This window comes from Citrobacter sp. CK191 (assembly GCF_030333435.1).
Taxonomy (GTDB): domain Bacteria; phylum Pseudomonadota; class Gammaproteobacteria; order Enterobacterales; family Enterobacteriaceae; genus Citrobacter_B; species Citrobacter_B koseri.
Genome location: NZ_JAOWFX010000034.1, coordinates 380,910 through 395,876, shown reverse-complemented (window position 1 = coordinate 395,876; position 14,967 = coordinate 380,910). Strand labels below are relative to the sequence as shown.

Below are 14,967 nucleotides of genomic sequence, written 5' to 3'. Positions count from 1 at the left end.
TCTTCACCACCACAATACAGATTCAAAAAATACTTTTCTTTGCCATACAGATTGGCTAAAACGGTATCTGAACGCGATTTCGACCACCGTTCTGTACTGGTTTTTCCATCTGTATGGCAAGAGTGAGGGATACAGCATGACGCGTTACCAACATCTGGCTAATCTGCTGGCCGAGCGTATTGAGCAAGGGCTGTATCGCCACGGGGAAAAATTGCCCTCGGTGCGTAGCCTGAGTCAGGAGCATGGGGTGAGCATCAGTACCGTACAGCAGGCATATCAGACGCTGGAGACGTTGCAGCTTATCACTCCACAGCCGCGTTCCGGCTACTTTGTCGCCCCGCGCAAGGCGCAACCGCCGGTGCCGCTGATGTCACGCCCGGTACAGCGACCGGTAGAGATCACCCAGTGGGATCAGGTGCTGGACATGCTGGAAGGGCACAACGACAAATCAATTATTCCTTTCAGCAGCGGCGTCCCCGATATCCACCAACCCAGCCTGAAACCGCTCTGGCGCGAGCTAAGCCGCGTGGCGCAACATAACCTGGGGGCGGTGCTGGGCTACGATGAACTGGCCGGATACCGCGAACTGCGGGAACAGATCGCCCGCCTGATGCTTGACAGCGGTTCGGTCGTCAGCGCTGATGATATCGTTATCACCAACGGTAGCCAGAGCGGTTTGTCGCTGGCGCTGCTGACCGTCTGCCAGGCGGGTGATATTGTCGCCGTCGAATCCCCCGCCTATTACGGCACCATGCAGCTCCTGCGCGGCTTAGGAATAAAAGTCATTGAAATCCCGACCGACCCGGATACCGGTATCAGTATTGAAGCACTGGAACTGGCGCTGGATCAGTGGCCGATTAAAGGGGTTATCCTCGTACCAAACTGCAATAATCCCCTCGGGTTTATTATGCCGGACGCACGCAAACGGGCAGTGCTCAGCCTCGCGCAGCGCCACGATATTGTGATTTTTGAAGATGACGTGTATGGCGAGCTGGCGACGGATTACCCGCGCCCCCGCACCATCCACTCCTGGGATATCGATGGTCGGGTGCTATTGTGCAGTTCGTTTACCAAATCCGTCGCGCCGGGCCTGCGCGTAGGCTGGGTCGCTCCGGGTCGTTACCACGATCGCCTGCTGCATATGAAATACGCCGTCATCGGCACCAACGTTCCCGCCACGCAGCTGGCGGCGGCCACCTTCGTCCGCGAGGGCCACTATCACCGTCATGTCCGGCGAATGCGCCAAATCTACCAGCGCAACATGGAGATCTATACCTGCTGGGTACGCGAATATTTTCCCTGCGGGATCTGCGTCACCCGACCAAAAGGCGGCTTTATGCTATGGGTCGAGCTGCCGGAGCATATCGATATGGTCTGCGTCGCCAGACAGCTATGCCGCCTGAAAATCCAGGTCGCGCCGGGGTCACTGTTTTCCGCCTCCGGGAAGTATCGCAACTGCGTGCGCATCAACTGTGCGTTACCGCCGAACGAGAAACATCGTGAAGTGATGCAAAAACTTGGAGAGGCGGTGAAAGTGGCGATGGAATAAGCCCGCCCGGCAGAACGGCGTTTACCGGGCCAGTGATGCGCTGGTGGATATGTGTTTAGTGGTTCAGCGCGATAACCTCTTCAACAGCAAGTCCGGTGATACGTAAAACCGTATCGCGATCGATGCCGTCTTCCAGCATTGTACGCGCGATACGCTGCGCCTCAGCCCGTTGGCCTTGCTGTAAGCCTTGCTGCATACCCTCCTGGCGACCCGCTTCATGTAATCGTTCAGCTATCGTCATCAGACTTTCCTTGTGTTGGGGGGAACGTTCGGCCACCTCGTGAATAAACTGGCTAAAACGAGATGCATCGCCGCACTGCATCATATAATTAAACAGCACTTTAAGCTGGCTGTCGGTAGTGTATCCCATCACCAAAAGTGAGGCCAGTTGCTCCACCAGCCCCATCAGGTCACGCTGGCGAATATATTTTTGTATCAACTCCAGCAAGGCAATACGCCGATGTTGCATGATCTCACTATCCGGCGTCACCTTACCTTGTCAGGATGCCAACGACATTCGGTATTATGCGTTGCTGCGAGGCGCTATCAACGATAAATTCACCTTTCTGCAAGGCATACATTTTTTCTGAATACGCCACGCAGAAATATTTCACTGTACCCGTTCAGGGTTTTCTCCGACATGGAGTGCGATTTATATGCAACGGATACGTCAATTCTTCTCCCGGCGCGCGACAACGCTATTTTTCCCGATGGCGCTGATTCTGTACGACTTTGCCGCCTACCTGTCGACGGATTTGATTCAGCCGGGCATCATCCATGTCGTGCATGATTTCAATGCCGATGTCAGCCTGGCTCCGGCATCCGTCAGTCTCTATCTGGCCGGAGGGATGGCATTGCAGTGGTTGCTCGGCCCGCTTTCCGACCGGATTGGCCGCCGACCAGTGCTGATTACGGGCGCGCTTATTTTCACCGTTGCCTGCGCCGCCACGCTCCTTACAACGTCAATGACGCAGTTTCTGGTCGCGCGTTTCATTCAGGGCACCAGCATCTGTTTTATCGCCACGGTCGGTTACGTCACCGTGCAGGAAGCCTTCGGCCAGACCAAAGCCATAAAACTGATGGCGATCATCACCTCAATAGTTCTGGTTGCGCCGGTTATCGGCCCGCTCTCAGGCGCTGCGCTAATGCACTTTGTTCACTGGAAAGCCCTGTTCGGCATTATTGCGCTGATGGGGCTGATCGCCCTGTGCGGCCTGGCGCTGGCGATGCCAGAGACGGTACAACGCGGCGCGGCGCCGTTTAGCATTCCCGCTGTCCTCCGTGATTTTCGCCATGTCTTTCACAACCGGATTTTCCTCTTCGGCGCCGCAACGCTTTCGCTGAGCTACATCCCGCTAATGAGTTGGGTGGCGGTCTCGCCAGTAATCTTAATCGACGCGGGCGGCATGACTACCGCGCAGTTCGCCTGGGCGCAGGTGCCGGTGTTTGGCGCGGTAATCATCGCCAATATGATGGTCGCTCGGGTGGTGAAAGATCCTGGCGATCCGCGTTTTATCTGGCGCGCACCGCCGATACAGCTTGTCGGTCTGGCCATCCTGATCGCAGGAAATCTGTTGTGGCCTCATGTCTGGCTGTGGTCAGTGCTGGGCACCAGTCTGTACGCTTTCGGGATCGGGATGATTTTCTCGACGTTGTTCCGCTTTACGCTGTTTTCCAACACTCTGCCTAAAGGCACCGTCTCAGCATCGCTGAATATCGTCATCCTGACAGTCATGGCCGTCGCTATCGAAGTCGGACGCGGGCTGTGGTTTAACGGCGGCAAGATTCCGTTTCATCTGCTGGCGGTGGTGGCAGGAATTGCGGCGGTGTTCACATTGAAAGGGCTATTACAGCGCGTGCGTCAGTATGAGGTAACAAAACTGGCAACTGAGAAATAAACTCATGCCTGATGGCGCTACGCTTATCTGCGCCGACAGCAGGCCCCGCTATACGGGGCCTGCTTTTTTAAGCGATACGCGCAAACCCGGCGTCCAGGTCTGCGATAAGGTCGCCCACATCTTCCAGCCCGATATGCACCCTGACCAGCGTGCCGCTGAAATCCACATCGCCAGCAGGACGGATACTGTTCAGCTCTTCCGGTTGGTTCGCCAGAATCAACGACTCAAATCCGCCCCATGAGTAGGCCATATGGAACAGCGAGAAGTTATCGAGGAAATTTGCCATCTGCTCATCGGTCAACCGCTTTTTCAGCACAAATGAAAACAGGCCGGAGCTACCGGAAAAGTCACGCCGGAAGTACTCATGTCCAGGGCACTCCGGCAGCGCCGGGTGGTTCACTCGCGCCACTTCCGGGCGAGCCGACAGCCAGCGGGCAATCTGAATACTGCTCTCCTGGTGCTGCTTCAGGCGAACTGACAGCGTGCGTAAACCGCGGCTGCCGTTATAAGCAGTATCAGCATCCAGCGTCTGCCCCATCAGATAAGAGTTCTCCCGCAGACGATCCCAGCAGCGGGCGTTAGACACCGCTGTTCCCAGCATACCGTCGGAATGGCCGATGGTGTATTTAGTACCCGCCTGAATTGAAATGTCCACACCGTAGTCGAGCGCCTTAAACAGCACGCCGGCCGCCCAGGTATTGTCGATCATAATGACAATCTCCGGGTTCACCGCACGGATCGCCTTCACCATGCCCGGTACATCCTGAACTTCCATAGTGATGGAACTGGGTGATTCGAGGAACACCACTTTGGTCTCCGGGCGGATCAAATCGACAATGCCCGCGCCAATCAGCGGATCGTAATACGTCGTTGATACATCAAACTTGCTCAGAATCTTATTGCAAAAGTCCTGCGTGGGTTCATAGGCCGCACCGGTCATCAGGAGATGATCGCCGCCCTGCACAAAGGCGAGAATCGCATTCGTCACCGCCGCTGCGCCGCAAGGATAGAGCGCACAGCCAACGCCGCCTTCCAGCTCACTCATCGCCTTCTGAAACGCGAAGTGGGTATAAGTACCACGGCGACCATAGAACAGCTCGCCGTTCGCACGATTGGCCGTCGCAAATTTTTTGTCCTTCACGGTATCAAACACCAGTGAAGAAGCGCGCTGGATCACCGGGTTCACCGCTCCCTGGGTATAACGTTTGTCGCGTCCGGCGATAATTAACTGCGTGTCGAGCTTAACTGAATCTTTCATAACGTCTCCTGTTACATCCTTAATCCATGCGGAAAGCCGGGACTACTGCGTCCGTGGTGTTGATATCAGCGTTCACCGGTTTCTTTCCGGCGAAGCGCTCCACAATCTGCGCCGCGTTCAAATCATGAATTACGTTGATAAGCGTTGCTGGCGCATCCGTAATCGTGCCCAGCACCACCAGCATTGGAATGGCCTCCATCGGCAACCCCAGCGTGGTGACAATAAAGATCTCACCGAGGAATGCGCCGCCAGGGACGCCGCCGACGATAATCGCCGAAAGTACGGCAATCAGCATCGTCAGGAAGAACGTTTCGGTGGTGAACTCCATGCCTAAAACGGAATAGATAAAAACAATCTTCAGTGCGGCAATCATCGCCACGCCGCCCTTATTGAGGTTAACCAGCAGCGGGATGGAGACATCAACGATTTCCGGGTTAATGCCCATCGCCTTACCCGCACGCAGAGTCACCGGCAGCGTGCCGAGCGAGGAACACGTCCCCAGCGCGGTCACCGAAGGTTCAATGGCGTTACGCCAGAAGGCCTTCACCGCAGGTAGCCCGCCGCCAATGTAGGAGTAAAGAACAGAACCGAAGATGTAGTAAACCAGCGTAGCAACCATGAACAGGCCGATAGCCCGGGCAAAGGTCAGCAACAGGCCGGAGTCCTGACTGGCCATCGTCGCGGCGAAGTAACAGCCGAGGCCGATGGGAGCCACCTTCATGATGATCGCCACAATCTTCATGATCACCGTGTTGGCGTCTTCCAGCAGTGAGGCGATGCGTTTGCCCGCCTGTTCTGACTGCCCAATGGCGATCCCGGCGATAATCGCCATCACGATCAGCGCCAGAATATTCGATTTAGAAAACAGTCCGATAAAGTCGCTGGTGGTGATCATACTGACAAAATCCATCTTGCCGCTGCCCGCCTGCACGGATTGCGAAAGATCGATAGTCACCCCCTGCGCCGGGTTATACCAGAGCGCGAGCGCCACAATTCCGGCGGCCGGAATAAAAGCCATCGCGATAGAGACGATAAAGATAATCGCCATAATGCGTCCCAGACGTTTCAGGTCGGTCATGCTGGCGATAGAAGACATTACGCTGATCCCCACCAGCGGAACGATAATCATAAATAACAGGTTCAGGAAAATCTGACCTATCGGCTGGAGTTGACTTGCAAACGTCGGAGCATAAATACCTAATAAGCCGCCGACAACCAGAGCGAGTAATAAAATAAGTGAAGATCTGTAGGGTTCGAGTCGTGACCACATAACAGGCACCTTTTAATTTAAATTATATTAAATGAGATTAAATTCACAATTTTTCGCGTTCTTTCTTTTGCCTCCTGTTTAATTTGTGACATAACTCACTTAAGTTGTTATTTTTTCATTTTGTCAGCAAGTTATTTCCTGTGATTCAATAGTTGCATGTTTCAAACGCGAATGTAACGGCCTATTCGTACCGTTTTTGCAAATCACTTGTGAATAAAAGGAAACAATGAACACATCCATTTCCCTGAAGCATTTAGAGTTTTTTATCAAGATTGTGGATTGCGGTGGATTATCTGAAGCCGCTGCCCAGCTTAACGTGTCACCTTCAGCGGTAAGTAAAAGTCTGGCAGCAATGGAAGATACGCTGGGTACAACGTTAATTAAACGTACCACCCGCAGTATTACCCTGACCGATGCCGGGCAATATTTATTTAACCGTGCGACTAAATTACTCAACGAGTTTGATGAAACCTTAAATACCACTTCCGGTTATTATCACAGCCCGCAAGGTGAATTACGCATAACCTGTTCAATTGCCTTTGGATATTCCCGATTAGTTAATCTGGTGGATAAATACCGTACTCAATATCCAGACGTGAATCTCTACATCGACCTCAACGATAATTTTGTGAATCTGAACGAAACGGATTTCGACATCGCTCTGCGCATCTCCACCGCGCCGCCGCAAAACTATGCCATGCGCAAGCTGGTGCCGATCCGCTGGGCGTGGTGCGCCTCCCCCGGCTATCTGGCGAAAAAAGGGATGCCGCAGCGTCGCGTCGAGCTGGTGAACCATGATTGCCTGGTCTATCCCGGACTCACCCCGGTGCTTAAAGTGGCGGACGAGCAGGAGCGCCTGCACCAGTTAAAGCTGCATATGCCGATCCAGGCCAACAGCAGTCTGGTATTGCTAAAATCGGTGCTGGAAGACCAGGGCGTGGCTTATCTGCCGACCTACCTGATTGGCGATCACATCCAGAAGGAGGAGATCACGCCGCTGATGCTCGACGGCACCATCACCTGCGAAACGCACGCCCTTTATGCGCTCTATTTCCCGAGTAAATACAGCAACCCGAAGGTGCGTTCGTTTATCGATTTTCTGGTGGCGGAACTGGGGACATTGCCTGCATGGGATAACTGGATCCCGGGATGATCTTTTGCACGATCCCCCCGTCTGGCTCTATCCTTAACGCTATGAATAAAATTGCTGAACTCAAACGCGCCAAACAACTGGCGCTCTCGCTGCTGCTGATTGCCGCCGCCACGTTCATCACGACGCTTTTCCTGCCGCCAAATTTTTGGGTACTCGGCATTAAAGCCATTGCGGAAGCGGCAATGGTGGGCGCACTGGCGGACTGGTTCGCCGTCGTGGCGCTGTTTCGTCGGGTGCCGATCCCGTTTATCGCGCAGCATACCGCCATTATCCCGCGTAATAAGGATCGAATCGGCGAAAATCTTGGCCAGTTCGTGCAGGAGAAATTTCTTGATACCCAGTCGCTGGTCGCGCTCATTCGCCGTCATGAACCGGCCTTGCTGATCGGCAACTGGTTCAGTCAGCCGGATAACGCCCGGCGGGTTGGGATGCATTTGCTGCAAATCATGAGCGGTTTTCTCGAACTGACGGACGACGCCCGTATTCAGCGCCTGCTCAAGCGGGCGGTACACAAAGCGATCGATAAAGTGGACTTCTCTGGCACCAGCGCGTTAATGCTGGAGAGCATGACCAAAAACGATCGTCATCAGGTACTGCTGGACACCCTGATCGCGCAGTTGATCGCCCTGCTTCAGCGCGACAGCTCACGCGCGTTTATCGCACAGCAAATCGTGCGCTGGCTGGAGACGGAACATCCGCTAAAAGCAAAAATTTTACCGACCGAATGGCTGGGGGAACACAGCGCAGAACTGGTTTCCGACGCAGTGAATTCGCTGCTGGATGATATCAGCCACGACCAGGCGCACCAGATCCGCCACGCCTTCGATCGCGCCACCTTTAAGCTGATCGACAAACTCAAAAACGATCCAGAGATGGCCTCCCGGGCGGAAAGCATCAAAGCGTACCTGAAAGAAGATGAGGCGTTTAACCATTATCTTGGTGAACTCTGGGCTGATTTACGCCAGTGGCTGAAGGCAGATATTAACGCAGAGGGTTCCCGCGTGAAGCAGCGGATCGCCCATGCCGGGCAATGGTTCGGCGAGACGCTGGTGGCGGATGATGCCCTTCGCGCTTCGCTCAACGGCCATCTGGAACAGGCTGCGCACCGGGTCGCGCCGGAGTTCGCCGCGTTTCTGACGCGCCACATCAGCGACACGGTAAAGAGCTGGGATGCCCGCGATATGTCACGCCAGATAGAGCTGAACATCGGCAAAGATTTGCAGTTTATCCGCGTCAACGGCACGCTGGTCGGCGGCTCCATCGGGCTGGTCTTGTATCTGCTGTCGCAAATACCGTCCCTGCTGACGTTACCCAACTTTTAAGCAGATCAATAAACACCTGGTTTTTACAGGGTTATAATGCGTGGTCTTTTCATTGTCTCCCGTGTTACGGGGAAGGAAAACCATGTCGCTTATCACCGATCTACCCGCCATTTTTAACCAGTTCTCCGACGCCCGTCAGAAAGGCTTTCTCACCGTCATGGATCTTAAAGAACAGGGGACCCCGCTGGTCGGCACCTACTGCACGTTTATGCCGCAGGAGATCCCAATGGCGGCGGGTGCGGTTGTCGTTTCCCTGTGTTCAACGTCGGACGAAACCATCGAAGAAGCCGAAAAGGATCTGCCGCGCAACCTGTGTCCGCTGATCAAAAGCAGCTACGGCTTCGGCAAAACGGACAAATGCCCCTACTTTTATTTTTCCGATCTGGTGGTGGGCGAAACCACCTGCGACGGCAAAAAGAAAATGTACGAATACATGGCCGAATTTAAGGCCGTACACGTCATGCAACTGCCCAACAGCGCCAATGACGCCGCCTCCCGTGCGTTATGGAAAGCAGAGATCCTGCGTCTGCAACAGGCTGTGGAAACGCATTTTGGCCGCCCCATCAGCGAAGCCGCCCTGCGCGATGCGATCGTATTGAAAAACCGCGAACGCCGCGCGCTGGCCAATTTCTACCGCGTCGGCCAGCTTAATCCTCCTGCTCTTAGCGGCAGCGATATCCTGAAAGTGGTGTACGGCGCGACGTTTCGTTTTGATAAAGAAGCGCTTATCGACGAGCTCAACGGCATGGCTGACCGCGTGCGCCAGGAGTGGCAGGACGGCAAGCGGCTGGACGCCCGCCCGCGTATTCTGATCACCGGCTGCCCGATTGGCGGCGCGGCAGAAAAAGTGGTACGCGCCATTGAAGAAAACGGCGGTTGGGTCGTCGGATTTGAAAACTGCACGGGGGCAAAAGCCACCGAACAGTGCGTTGAAGAGACGGGCGATGCCTATGACGCGCTGACCGACAAATACCTCGCAATTGGCTGTTCCTGCATTTCGCCCAACGACCAGCGGCTGACGTTGCTCAGCCAGATGGTAGAGGAGTATCAGGCGGACGGCGTCGTGGATGTGATTTTGCAGGCCTGTCATACCTATGCCGTTGAGTCTATGGCGATTAAGCGCCACGTACGCCAGCAGCACAACATCCCTTATATCGCCATCGAAACGGACTACTCCACTTCGGATATCGGGCAACTCAGCACCCGCGTCGCGGCCTTTATCGAAATGCTGTAAGGAGCGCCCGTGACGTATTCGATTGGCATTGATTCCGGCTCCACGGCGACAAAAGGCGTTTTGCTGGCGGAGGGTGTTATCACACGCCGTTTCCTCTGCCCCACGCCGTTTCGCCCCGCCGATGCTATCCACCAGGCGTGGGAAGCGCTAAGCGCAGGGCTGGACACGCGCCCGTTTCTGACGCTAACCGGCTACGGACGCCAGTTGGTTGATTTTGCCGATAAACAGGTGACGGAAATCTCCTGCCACGGGCTGGGGGCGCGCTTTCTGGCTCCTGAAACCCGCACGGTCATCGACATTGGCGGCCAAGACAGCAAGGTTATTCAACTAGATAACGACGGTAATCTCACCGACTTTCTGATGAATGATAAATGTGCCGCCGGAACCGGGCGTTTTCTGGAGGTGATTTCGCGCACCCTCGGCGCCAGCGTGGATCAACTGGATACGATCACCGACGGCGTTGAGCCTCATGCCATCACCAGCATGTGCACGGTTTTTGCCGAGTCTGAAGTGATCAGCCTGCGCTCTGCGGGCGTTGCGCCAGAAGCCATTCTTTCCGGCGTGATCAACGCGATGGCCAGACGTAGCGCTAATTTTATCGGCCGACTGTCTGCCGGGGGACCTTTGCTGTTTACCGGCGGCGTCAGCCACTGTGCGGCATTCGCGCGTATGCTGGAAAGCCACGTTGCGATGCCGGTTTACACCCATCCTGACGCGCAGTTTGCCGGGGCCATTGGTGCGGCGCTGATTGGTCAACGCCAGAGAAAACGCGGATGACGGAATATCTGTTTTTATTTCATTCGACGGTGGGCGTCATTCAGACCCGCAAAGCGCTTCAGGCTGCGGGAATGACCTTTCGGGTGGCGGATATTCCACGCCAGCTACGCGGCGGCTGCGGGTTATGTATTTACCTGCGCTGCGCCCCCGGCGAAGAAACGCAGTGGATTATCCCCGGTCATACCGAATCCATCTATCGCTGCATGGATGATGGCTGGCACTGCGTAAAAACGATCGACGCCTGCTGAATTTCCCAACGCGTATGCCTTGCCAGGCTCTCACACACCCTCTATTTTTTACTTTTTATTATCATTTACACATGTAATATAACAAACACAAATTAACGCGCTAAGTGAGAGCAAGTATGGTTCAGGGCAATGCCGATTCAAACCGTCATGCCATCAGTACGGCACTCTTCGGCTTAATGGTACTAACGCTGGGAATGGGGATCGGACGTTTTCTGTATACCCCTATGCTACCAGTCCTGCTGTCTGAAGGTCAGTTTACCTTCGCGGCGCTTTCCTGGATTGCCAGCGCCAACTACGCGGGGTATCTGGCGGGCAGCCTGTTGTTCTCCTTCGGCGCCTTTCACCTCCCTTCTCGCTTACGGCCAATGCTGTTGACATCGGCGGTAGCAACCGGAGGATTAATCCTTGCGATGGCGATATTTACGCAACCTGCCATCGTGATGCTGATCCGTTTTCTGGCCGGGGTCGCCAGCGCCGGAATGATGATTTTTGGCTCGATGATCGTCCTGCAACATACCCGTCACCCGTTTGTGATTGCGTCGCTTTTCTCCGGCGTTGGCGCCGGTATCTTGCTGGGCAACGAGTATGTTATCGCCGGTTTACGCTATACGCTTTCTTCCCATGCGCTGTGGTCAGGCGCAGCCGTTATCTCCGCCGTGTTACTGCTGCTCCTGGCGTTCCTCATCCCTGCCCGCGCCCACGCGTTGCCGCCCGCTCCTCCGGCGCCGACGCATAATCCGCTGATGCGCTGGTGGCAACTGGCGCTGCTGTATGGCTTCGCCGGATTTGGCTACATCATCGTCGCCACCTATCTGCCGCTGATGGCGAAAAACGCGGGCTCGCCGCTACTCACCGCCCATCTCTGGTCACTGGTGGGACTGGCGATCGTTCCCGGTTGTTTTGGCTGGCTGTGGGCGGCAAAGCGCTGGGGCGTATTACAATGCCTGACGGCGAATCTGCTGATTCAGGGAGTCTGCGTCATACTCACGCTCGCCAGCGACGCACTGCCGCTTCTTATTATCAGCAGCATTGGTTTTGGCGCGACGTTCATGGGGACAACCTCGCTGGTGATGCCGCTGGCGCGGCAACTGAGCGTGCCGGGGAATATCAATCTGTTGGGTCTTGTCACGCTCACCTACGGCATCGGTCAGATCGTCGGCCCACTGTTAACCAGCCTGTTAGGCAGCGGCACGGAGGCGATCGCCAGCGCAACGCTTTGCGGCGCTGCGGCTTTATTTTTCGGCGCCGTCATCAGCATGATTCAACTTGTTAAGCAGCGGCAGTTTACGCAAAAAAGAGAATGCTGAAGAGCGCTGATGGCAAGCAGAGTGAACAGGTTGCCCATTAACAACCCTGACATAGCAGGTTTACCCCTGCGCTTAACCGTGATACGGTCATTTTTATGAACAAACAGACTGCGATTCCCCAACGCCATAACCGCTGGTGGCTGCCTGACTAAAGGCGGCACGGTTCTGTTTTATCCCCGTATTAATAGCCGCCGAAAGGCGGCTATTGCGTTCCAGAGACGTCTTTCGGTTTTTTCACGTAAAGGAGTCTTTGATGAACACAAAACCCACCATTCTGACCGGCGATCGCCCTACGGGCACCCTGCACCTCGGGCACTACGTTGGCTCACTGCGCCAGCGCGTTGCCTTGCAGCATACCCATCAACAATTTGTGCTGATTGCTGATCTGCAAGGGCTGACCGATAACGGTACGAACCCGCAAAAGATCCGCGACAACACCCCGGAAGTGCTGGCGGATTATCTGGCTGCCGGAATCGACCCTGAACTCACCACGCTCTGCCTGCAATCCGCCTTACCTGCACTGGCGGAACTGACCATGCTGTATATGAATGTCGTCACTGTCGCCCGCGTAGAGCGTAATCCGACGGTGAAAAATGAAATTGCGCAGAAAGGCTTTACCCGCTCGTTACCGGTCGGATTTATGGTCTACCCCATCAGCCAGGCGGCGGATATCACCGCGTTTAAAGCGGAATATGTGCCCGTAGGAGACGATCAGTTGCCGATGATCGAGCAGACTAACGAAATCGTACACAAGATGAACAGCCTGCTGCCTGCCCCGCTGCTACGCCACTGTCAGGCGATTCTGAGCGACACCGGCCGCCTGCCCGGCATCGATGGCGGCGCTAAAATGTCAAAATCTCTCGGCAATACCCTGCAACTCTCCGCCAGTGAAGAGACGATCCACAAAGCGGTTAGCGCCATGTACACCGATCCTCACCACCTTAACGTCAGCGATCCGGGTCAGATCGAAGGAAATGTCGTATTCACCTGGCTGGATGCCTTTCACCCGGACAAAACGAAAGTCGCGGCGATGAAAGCGCATTATCAGCAGGGCGGGCTTGGCGATCGCACCTGTAAAAACGAACTGGAAGCCTGTTTGCAGGAGTTGATTGCCCCAATGCGCGAGCGGCGGGCAACCTATATTCAGGATAAAGGCATGCTGATGCAGATACTGCAACAAGGCAGTGAACGGGCGCATGAGGTCACACAGACAACACTACGGGAAGTGAAACGCGGGCTGGGATTGCCCGTACTATTTTAACGCTTGTCAACCCGGCGGCAGGGTTGCCGATCGTGTTACTCCTCCACATTTTGCAGAGTGAACAAAAAGCTTTACACCGCGCACACGATAAGAACGACGCGGCGATCTTTTACGCAATGCCTGCGCTGACTAAAATAGCGCCTGCATTTTAAACAGAGGATTGTTGTTATGTTGTTCTGGAAAAAGATGGTGAAGAAGATCGACGCGTTCTCAACGTTGATTCCACCACGCTACTTCCGGGTGTAAATCCAGGCAGGCCTGTCAGCGACAGGCCTGATTGCTTTTATGAGTTTTATTCTTGCGCAGTCCGCATTTTCTTAACACCACCACCCACACCCTCAGCCAGGCGTAACGATAAACCAGCGGATGCTGTAACCTGAGTAATGTCAGAAACATAGCGCCTCCCGCTAACGGAACGTCGGCAGTAAACCAAACACATCCAGCACCACCGTCAGATACACAATCCCTCCGCCGACAATCACCAGATTCAGCACCGTATTGTTACAGGGGGCGGTATAACGCGCCGTGGCAAAACGCTTACGGGACGCTTTCACCAGAAATGGCGGCAGGATCACGCTCCAGATGGTAAACGCCAGTCCCGCATAGCCAATCGCGTGGACAAAACCATTCGGGAAAAAGAAACAGACGGCAGCGGGCGGGAAATAGGTCACCAGCGCGGTTTTCAGCCTGCCGATGCCGTTATCCGGGAAGTGGAACAGATCGGCAATATAATCAAACAGACCCAGCGTAGCGGCCAGCAGCGAACTGGCAACGGCAAAGTTACCGAAAAAGGTCAGGATTAAATCCATATAGCGACTGGTAAACAGCCCACTGATGGCTTCCACAAACACATCAATATTGCCGCCTTTGGCAATGATCGGCGAAAACTCGGCGCGGCTGATATTGCCCATCGTCACCGCCAGCCAGAAGATATAGAGCAGCACGGCAAACAGGGTGCCAATCACGATGGAACGCGTAATATGGGATACGCCGTGGGTGCCATACAGTTTCACCAGACTCGGCACATTGCCGTGAAAACCAAAGGAGATAATGCAGAACGGCAGCGTCATCAGAATATAGGGCAGATATTGCGTATTCGGCAGTGCGATGGCGACGCTATCGACCAGTTTCGCCACCTCAATATGGCCGATTAGCCCGGAGAACGTGGCAAAGAACGCCACAAACTTACCGACGATCAGAATGGTGGTGATCCGCCCGACCAGCAGCGAGCTATACCAGGCGATTACGCCAACCAGCATACTGACGACAATAACGGAGATGTTTGCCGGGAAACGAAAACCGCTATATTTAAACACCGTCTGCGCCATCACCGCCGATGACCCGGAGATATACGCATAGGTTAAAATATAGAGTACAAAACCAAAGGCGATGCCAACCACGATATTCCACTTTCGCCCTAATAGATCCTGAGTAAAGGTGTTAAAACTGGCTCCGGCACCATAGTGAAGGTTCACTTCCACCAGCATCAGGCCGGTTAATAACATCATGATGGCAATAACGATCAGAATAACAGAGGCGCCGGGAAACCAGACTCCCGCCATCGCAATAGGCAGGGAGAACATGCCCCCGCCGACTACCGTTGCGATGACAAGCATCGTCCCGCTAATAAGTCCGGGGGAACTCTGTCGTTCAATGGCATTAATATCCATGATAAATGTTCCTGTTGACT

At 54.7% G+C, this 14,967-nt stretch carries 12 protein-coding genes and 1 pseudogene; 9 read left to right on the top strand and 4 right to left on the bottom strand.

Annotation, left to right across the window (positions count from 1 at the left end):
- Positions 1 to 136: 136 nt before the first annotated feature.
- A complete protein-coding gene (locus tag OGV82_RS21565) occupies positions 137 to 1,549 on the top strand; it encodes an aminotransferase-like domain-containing protein (RefSeq protein WP_047459146.1) in 1,413 nt (470 codons plus the stop codon).
- A 55-nt stretch (positions 1,550 to 1,604) separates the two neighbouring features.
- On the opposite strand, the pseudogene OGV82_RS21560 reads toward OGV82_RS21565, so the two are convergent.
- A pseudogene (locus OGV82_RS21560) lies at positions 1,605 to 2,039 on the bottom strand (Rpn family recombination-promoting nuclease/putative transposase); the annotation flags it as partial.
- Positions 2,040 to 2,205: 166 nt separating this feature from the next.
- Here OGV82_RS21560 and mdtM point away from each other — a divergent pair.
- Positions 2,206 to 3,447, top strand: a complete 1,242-nt coding sequence (mdtM, locus tag OGV82_RS21555; protein WP_024130744.1) for a multidrug efflux MFS transporter MdtM — start codon at positions 2,206 to 2,208, stop codon at positions 3,445 to 3,447.
- Positions 3,448 to 3,514: 67 nt separating this feature from the next.
- Here mdtM and metC read toward each other — a convergent pair whose 3' ends face one another.
- Positions 3,515 to 4,705, bottom strand: coding sequence for a cystathionine beta-lyase (metC, locus tag OGV82_RS21550; protein ID WP_012134235.1), 1,191 nt, complete (start codon positions 4,703 to 4,705; stop codon positions 3,515 to 3,517).
- A gap of 19 nt (positions 4,706 to 4,724) precedes the next feature.
- On the bottom strand, positions 4,725 to 5,975 hold the full coding sequence (locus OGV82_RS21545) for a dicarboxylate/amino acid:cation symporter (protein WP_047459152.1): 1,251 nt from the start codon (positions 5,973 to 5,975) through the stop codon (positions 4,725 to 4,727).
- A 226-nt stretch (positions 5,976 to 6,201) separates the two neighbouring features.
- On the opposite strand from OGV82_RS21545, the gene OGV82_RS21540 reads away from it, so the two are divergent.
- The 7 genes from OGV82_RS21540 (at position 6,202) to trpS (ending at position 13,277) form a co-directional block, all read left to right on the top strand.
- Positions 6,202 to 7,128 (top strand): LysR family transcriptional regulator, encoded by a 927-nt coding sequence (locus tag OGV82_RS21540; protein ID WP_012134237.1) that lies wholly within the window; start codon positions 6,202 to 6,204, stop codon positions 7,126 to 7,128.
- A gap of 41 nt (positions 7,129 to 7,169) precedes the next feature.
- Positions 7,170 to 8,450, top strand: coding sequence for a DUF445 domain-containing protein (locus OGV82_RS21535; protein ID WP_024130745.1), 1,281 nt, complete (start codon positions 7,170 to 7,172; stop codon positions 8,448 to 8,450).
- An 82-nt stretch (positions 8,451 to 8,532) separates the two neighbouring features.
- Positions 8,533 to 9,684, top strand: a complete 1,152-nt coding sequence (locus tag OGV82_RS21530) for a double-cubane-cluster-containing anaerobic reductase (protein ID WP_047459155.1) — start codon at positions 8,533 to 8,535, stop codon at positions 9,682 to 9,684.
- Between the two features lie 9 nt (positions 9,685 to 9,693).
- Positions 9,694 to 10,461 (top strand): putative 2-hydroxyacyl-CoA dehydratase activator YjiL, encoded by a 768-nt coding sequence (yjiL, locus tag OGV82_RS21525; protein WP_047459158.1) that lies wholly within the window; start codon positions 9,694 to 9,696, stop codon positions 10,459 to 10,461.
- Positions 10,458 to 10,709, top strand: a complete 252-nt coding sequence (locus tag OGV82_RS21520; RefSeq protein ID WP_047459160.1) for a putative Se/S carrier protein — start codon at positions 10,458 to 10,460, stop codon at positions 10,707 to 10,709. The genes yjiL and OGV82_RS21520 overlap by 4 nt, the downstream gene beginning before the upstream one ends.
- A 116-nt stretch (positions 10,710 to 10,825) precedes the next feature.
- Positions 10,826 to 12,016 carry an MFS transporter gene (locus tag OGV82_RS21515; RefSeq protein WP_047459163.1) on the top strand — a complete coding sequence of 397 codons (1,191 nt, stop codon included), beginning with the start codon at positions 10,826 to 10,828 and terminating at the stop codon, positions 12,014 to 12,016.
- 253 nt (positions 12,017 to 12,269) lie between these two features.
- Entirely contained in the window at positions 12,270 to 13,277 is a 1,008-nt protein-coding gene (trpS, locus tag OGV82_RS21510; protein ID WP_047459166.1) for a tryptophan--tRNA ligase, read from the top strand.
- A 407-nt stretch (positions 13,278 to 13,684) separates the two neighbouring features.
- Here the strand turns inward: trpS and OGV82_RS21505 are convergent, their stop codons facing one another.
- Positions 13,685 to 14,947 carry an aromatic amino acid transporter gene (locus OGV82_RS21505; RefSeq protein ID WP_012134247.1) on the bottom strand — a complete coding sequence of 421 codons (1,263 nt, stop codon included), beginning with the start codon at positions 14,945 to 14,947 and terminating at the stop codon, positions 13,685 to 13,687.
- Positions 14,948 to 14,967: the final 20 nt, after the last annotated feature.

Excerpts from the sequence above, each read along its gene's own strand:
- metC (WP_012134235.1), bottom strand. The coding sequence starts at position 4,705 with ATGAAAGATTCAGTTAAGCTCGACACGCAGTTAATTATCGCCGGACGC.
- OGV82_RS21565 (WP_047459146.1), top strand. The coding sequence starts at position 137 with ATGACGCGTTACCAACATCTGGCTAATCTGCTGGCCGAGCGTATTGAG.
- OGV82_RS21535 (WP_024130745.1), top strand. The coding sequence starts at position 7,170 with ATGAATAAAATTGCTGAACTCAAACGCGCCAAACAACTGGCGCTCTCG.
- OGV82_RS21505 (WP_012134247.1), bottom strand. The coding sequence starts at position 14,947 with ATGGATATTAATGCCATTGAACGACAGAGTTCCCCCGGACTTATTAGC.
- trpS (WP_047459166.1), top strand. The coding sequence starts at position 12,270 with ATGAACACAAAACCCACCATTCTGACCGGCGATCGCCCTACGGGCACC.
- OGV82_RS21530 (WP_047459155.1), top strand. The coding sequence starts at position 8,533 with ATGTCGCTTATCACCGATCTACCCGCCATTTTTAACCAGTTCTCCGAC.
- OGV82_RS21545 (WP_047459152.1), bottom strand. The coding sequence starts at position 5,975 with ATGTGGTCACGACTCGAACCCTACAGATCTTCACTTATTTTATTACTC.
- OGV82_RS21520 (WP_047459160.1), top strand. The coding sequence starts at position 10,458 with ATGACGGAATATCTGTTTTTATTTCATTCGACGGTGGGCGTCATTCAG.
- mdtM (WP_024130744.1), top strand. The coding sequence starts at position 2,206 with ATGCAACGGATACGTCAATTCTTCTCCCGGCGCGCGACAACGCTATTT.
- OGV82_RS21540 (WP_012134237.1), top strand. The coding sequence starts at position 6,202 with ATGAACACATCCATTTCCCTGAAGCATTTAGAGTTTTTTATCAAGATT.
- OGV82_RS21515 (WP_047459163.1), top strand. The coding sequence starts at position 10,826 with ATGGTTCAGGGCAATGCCGATTCAAACCGTCATGCCATCAGTACGGCA.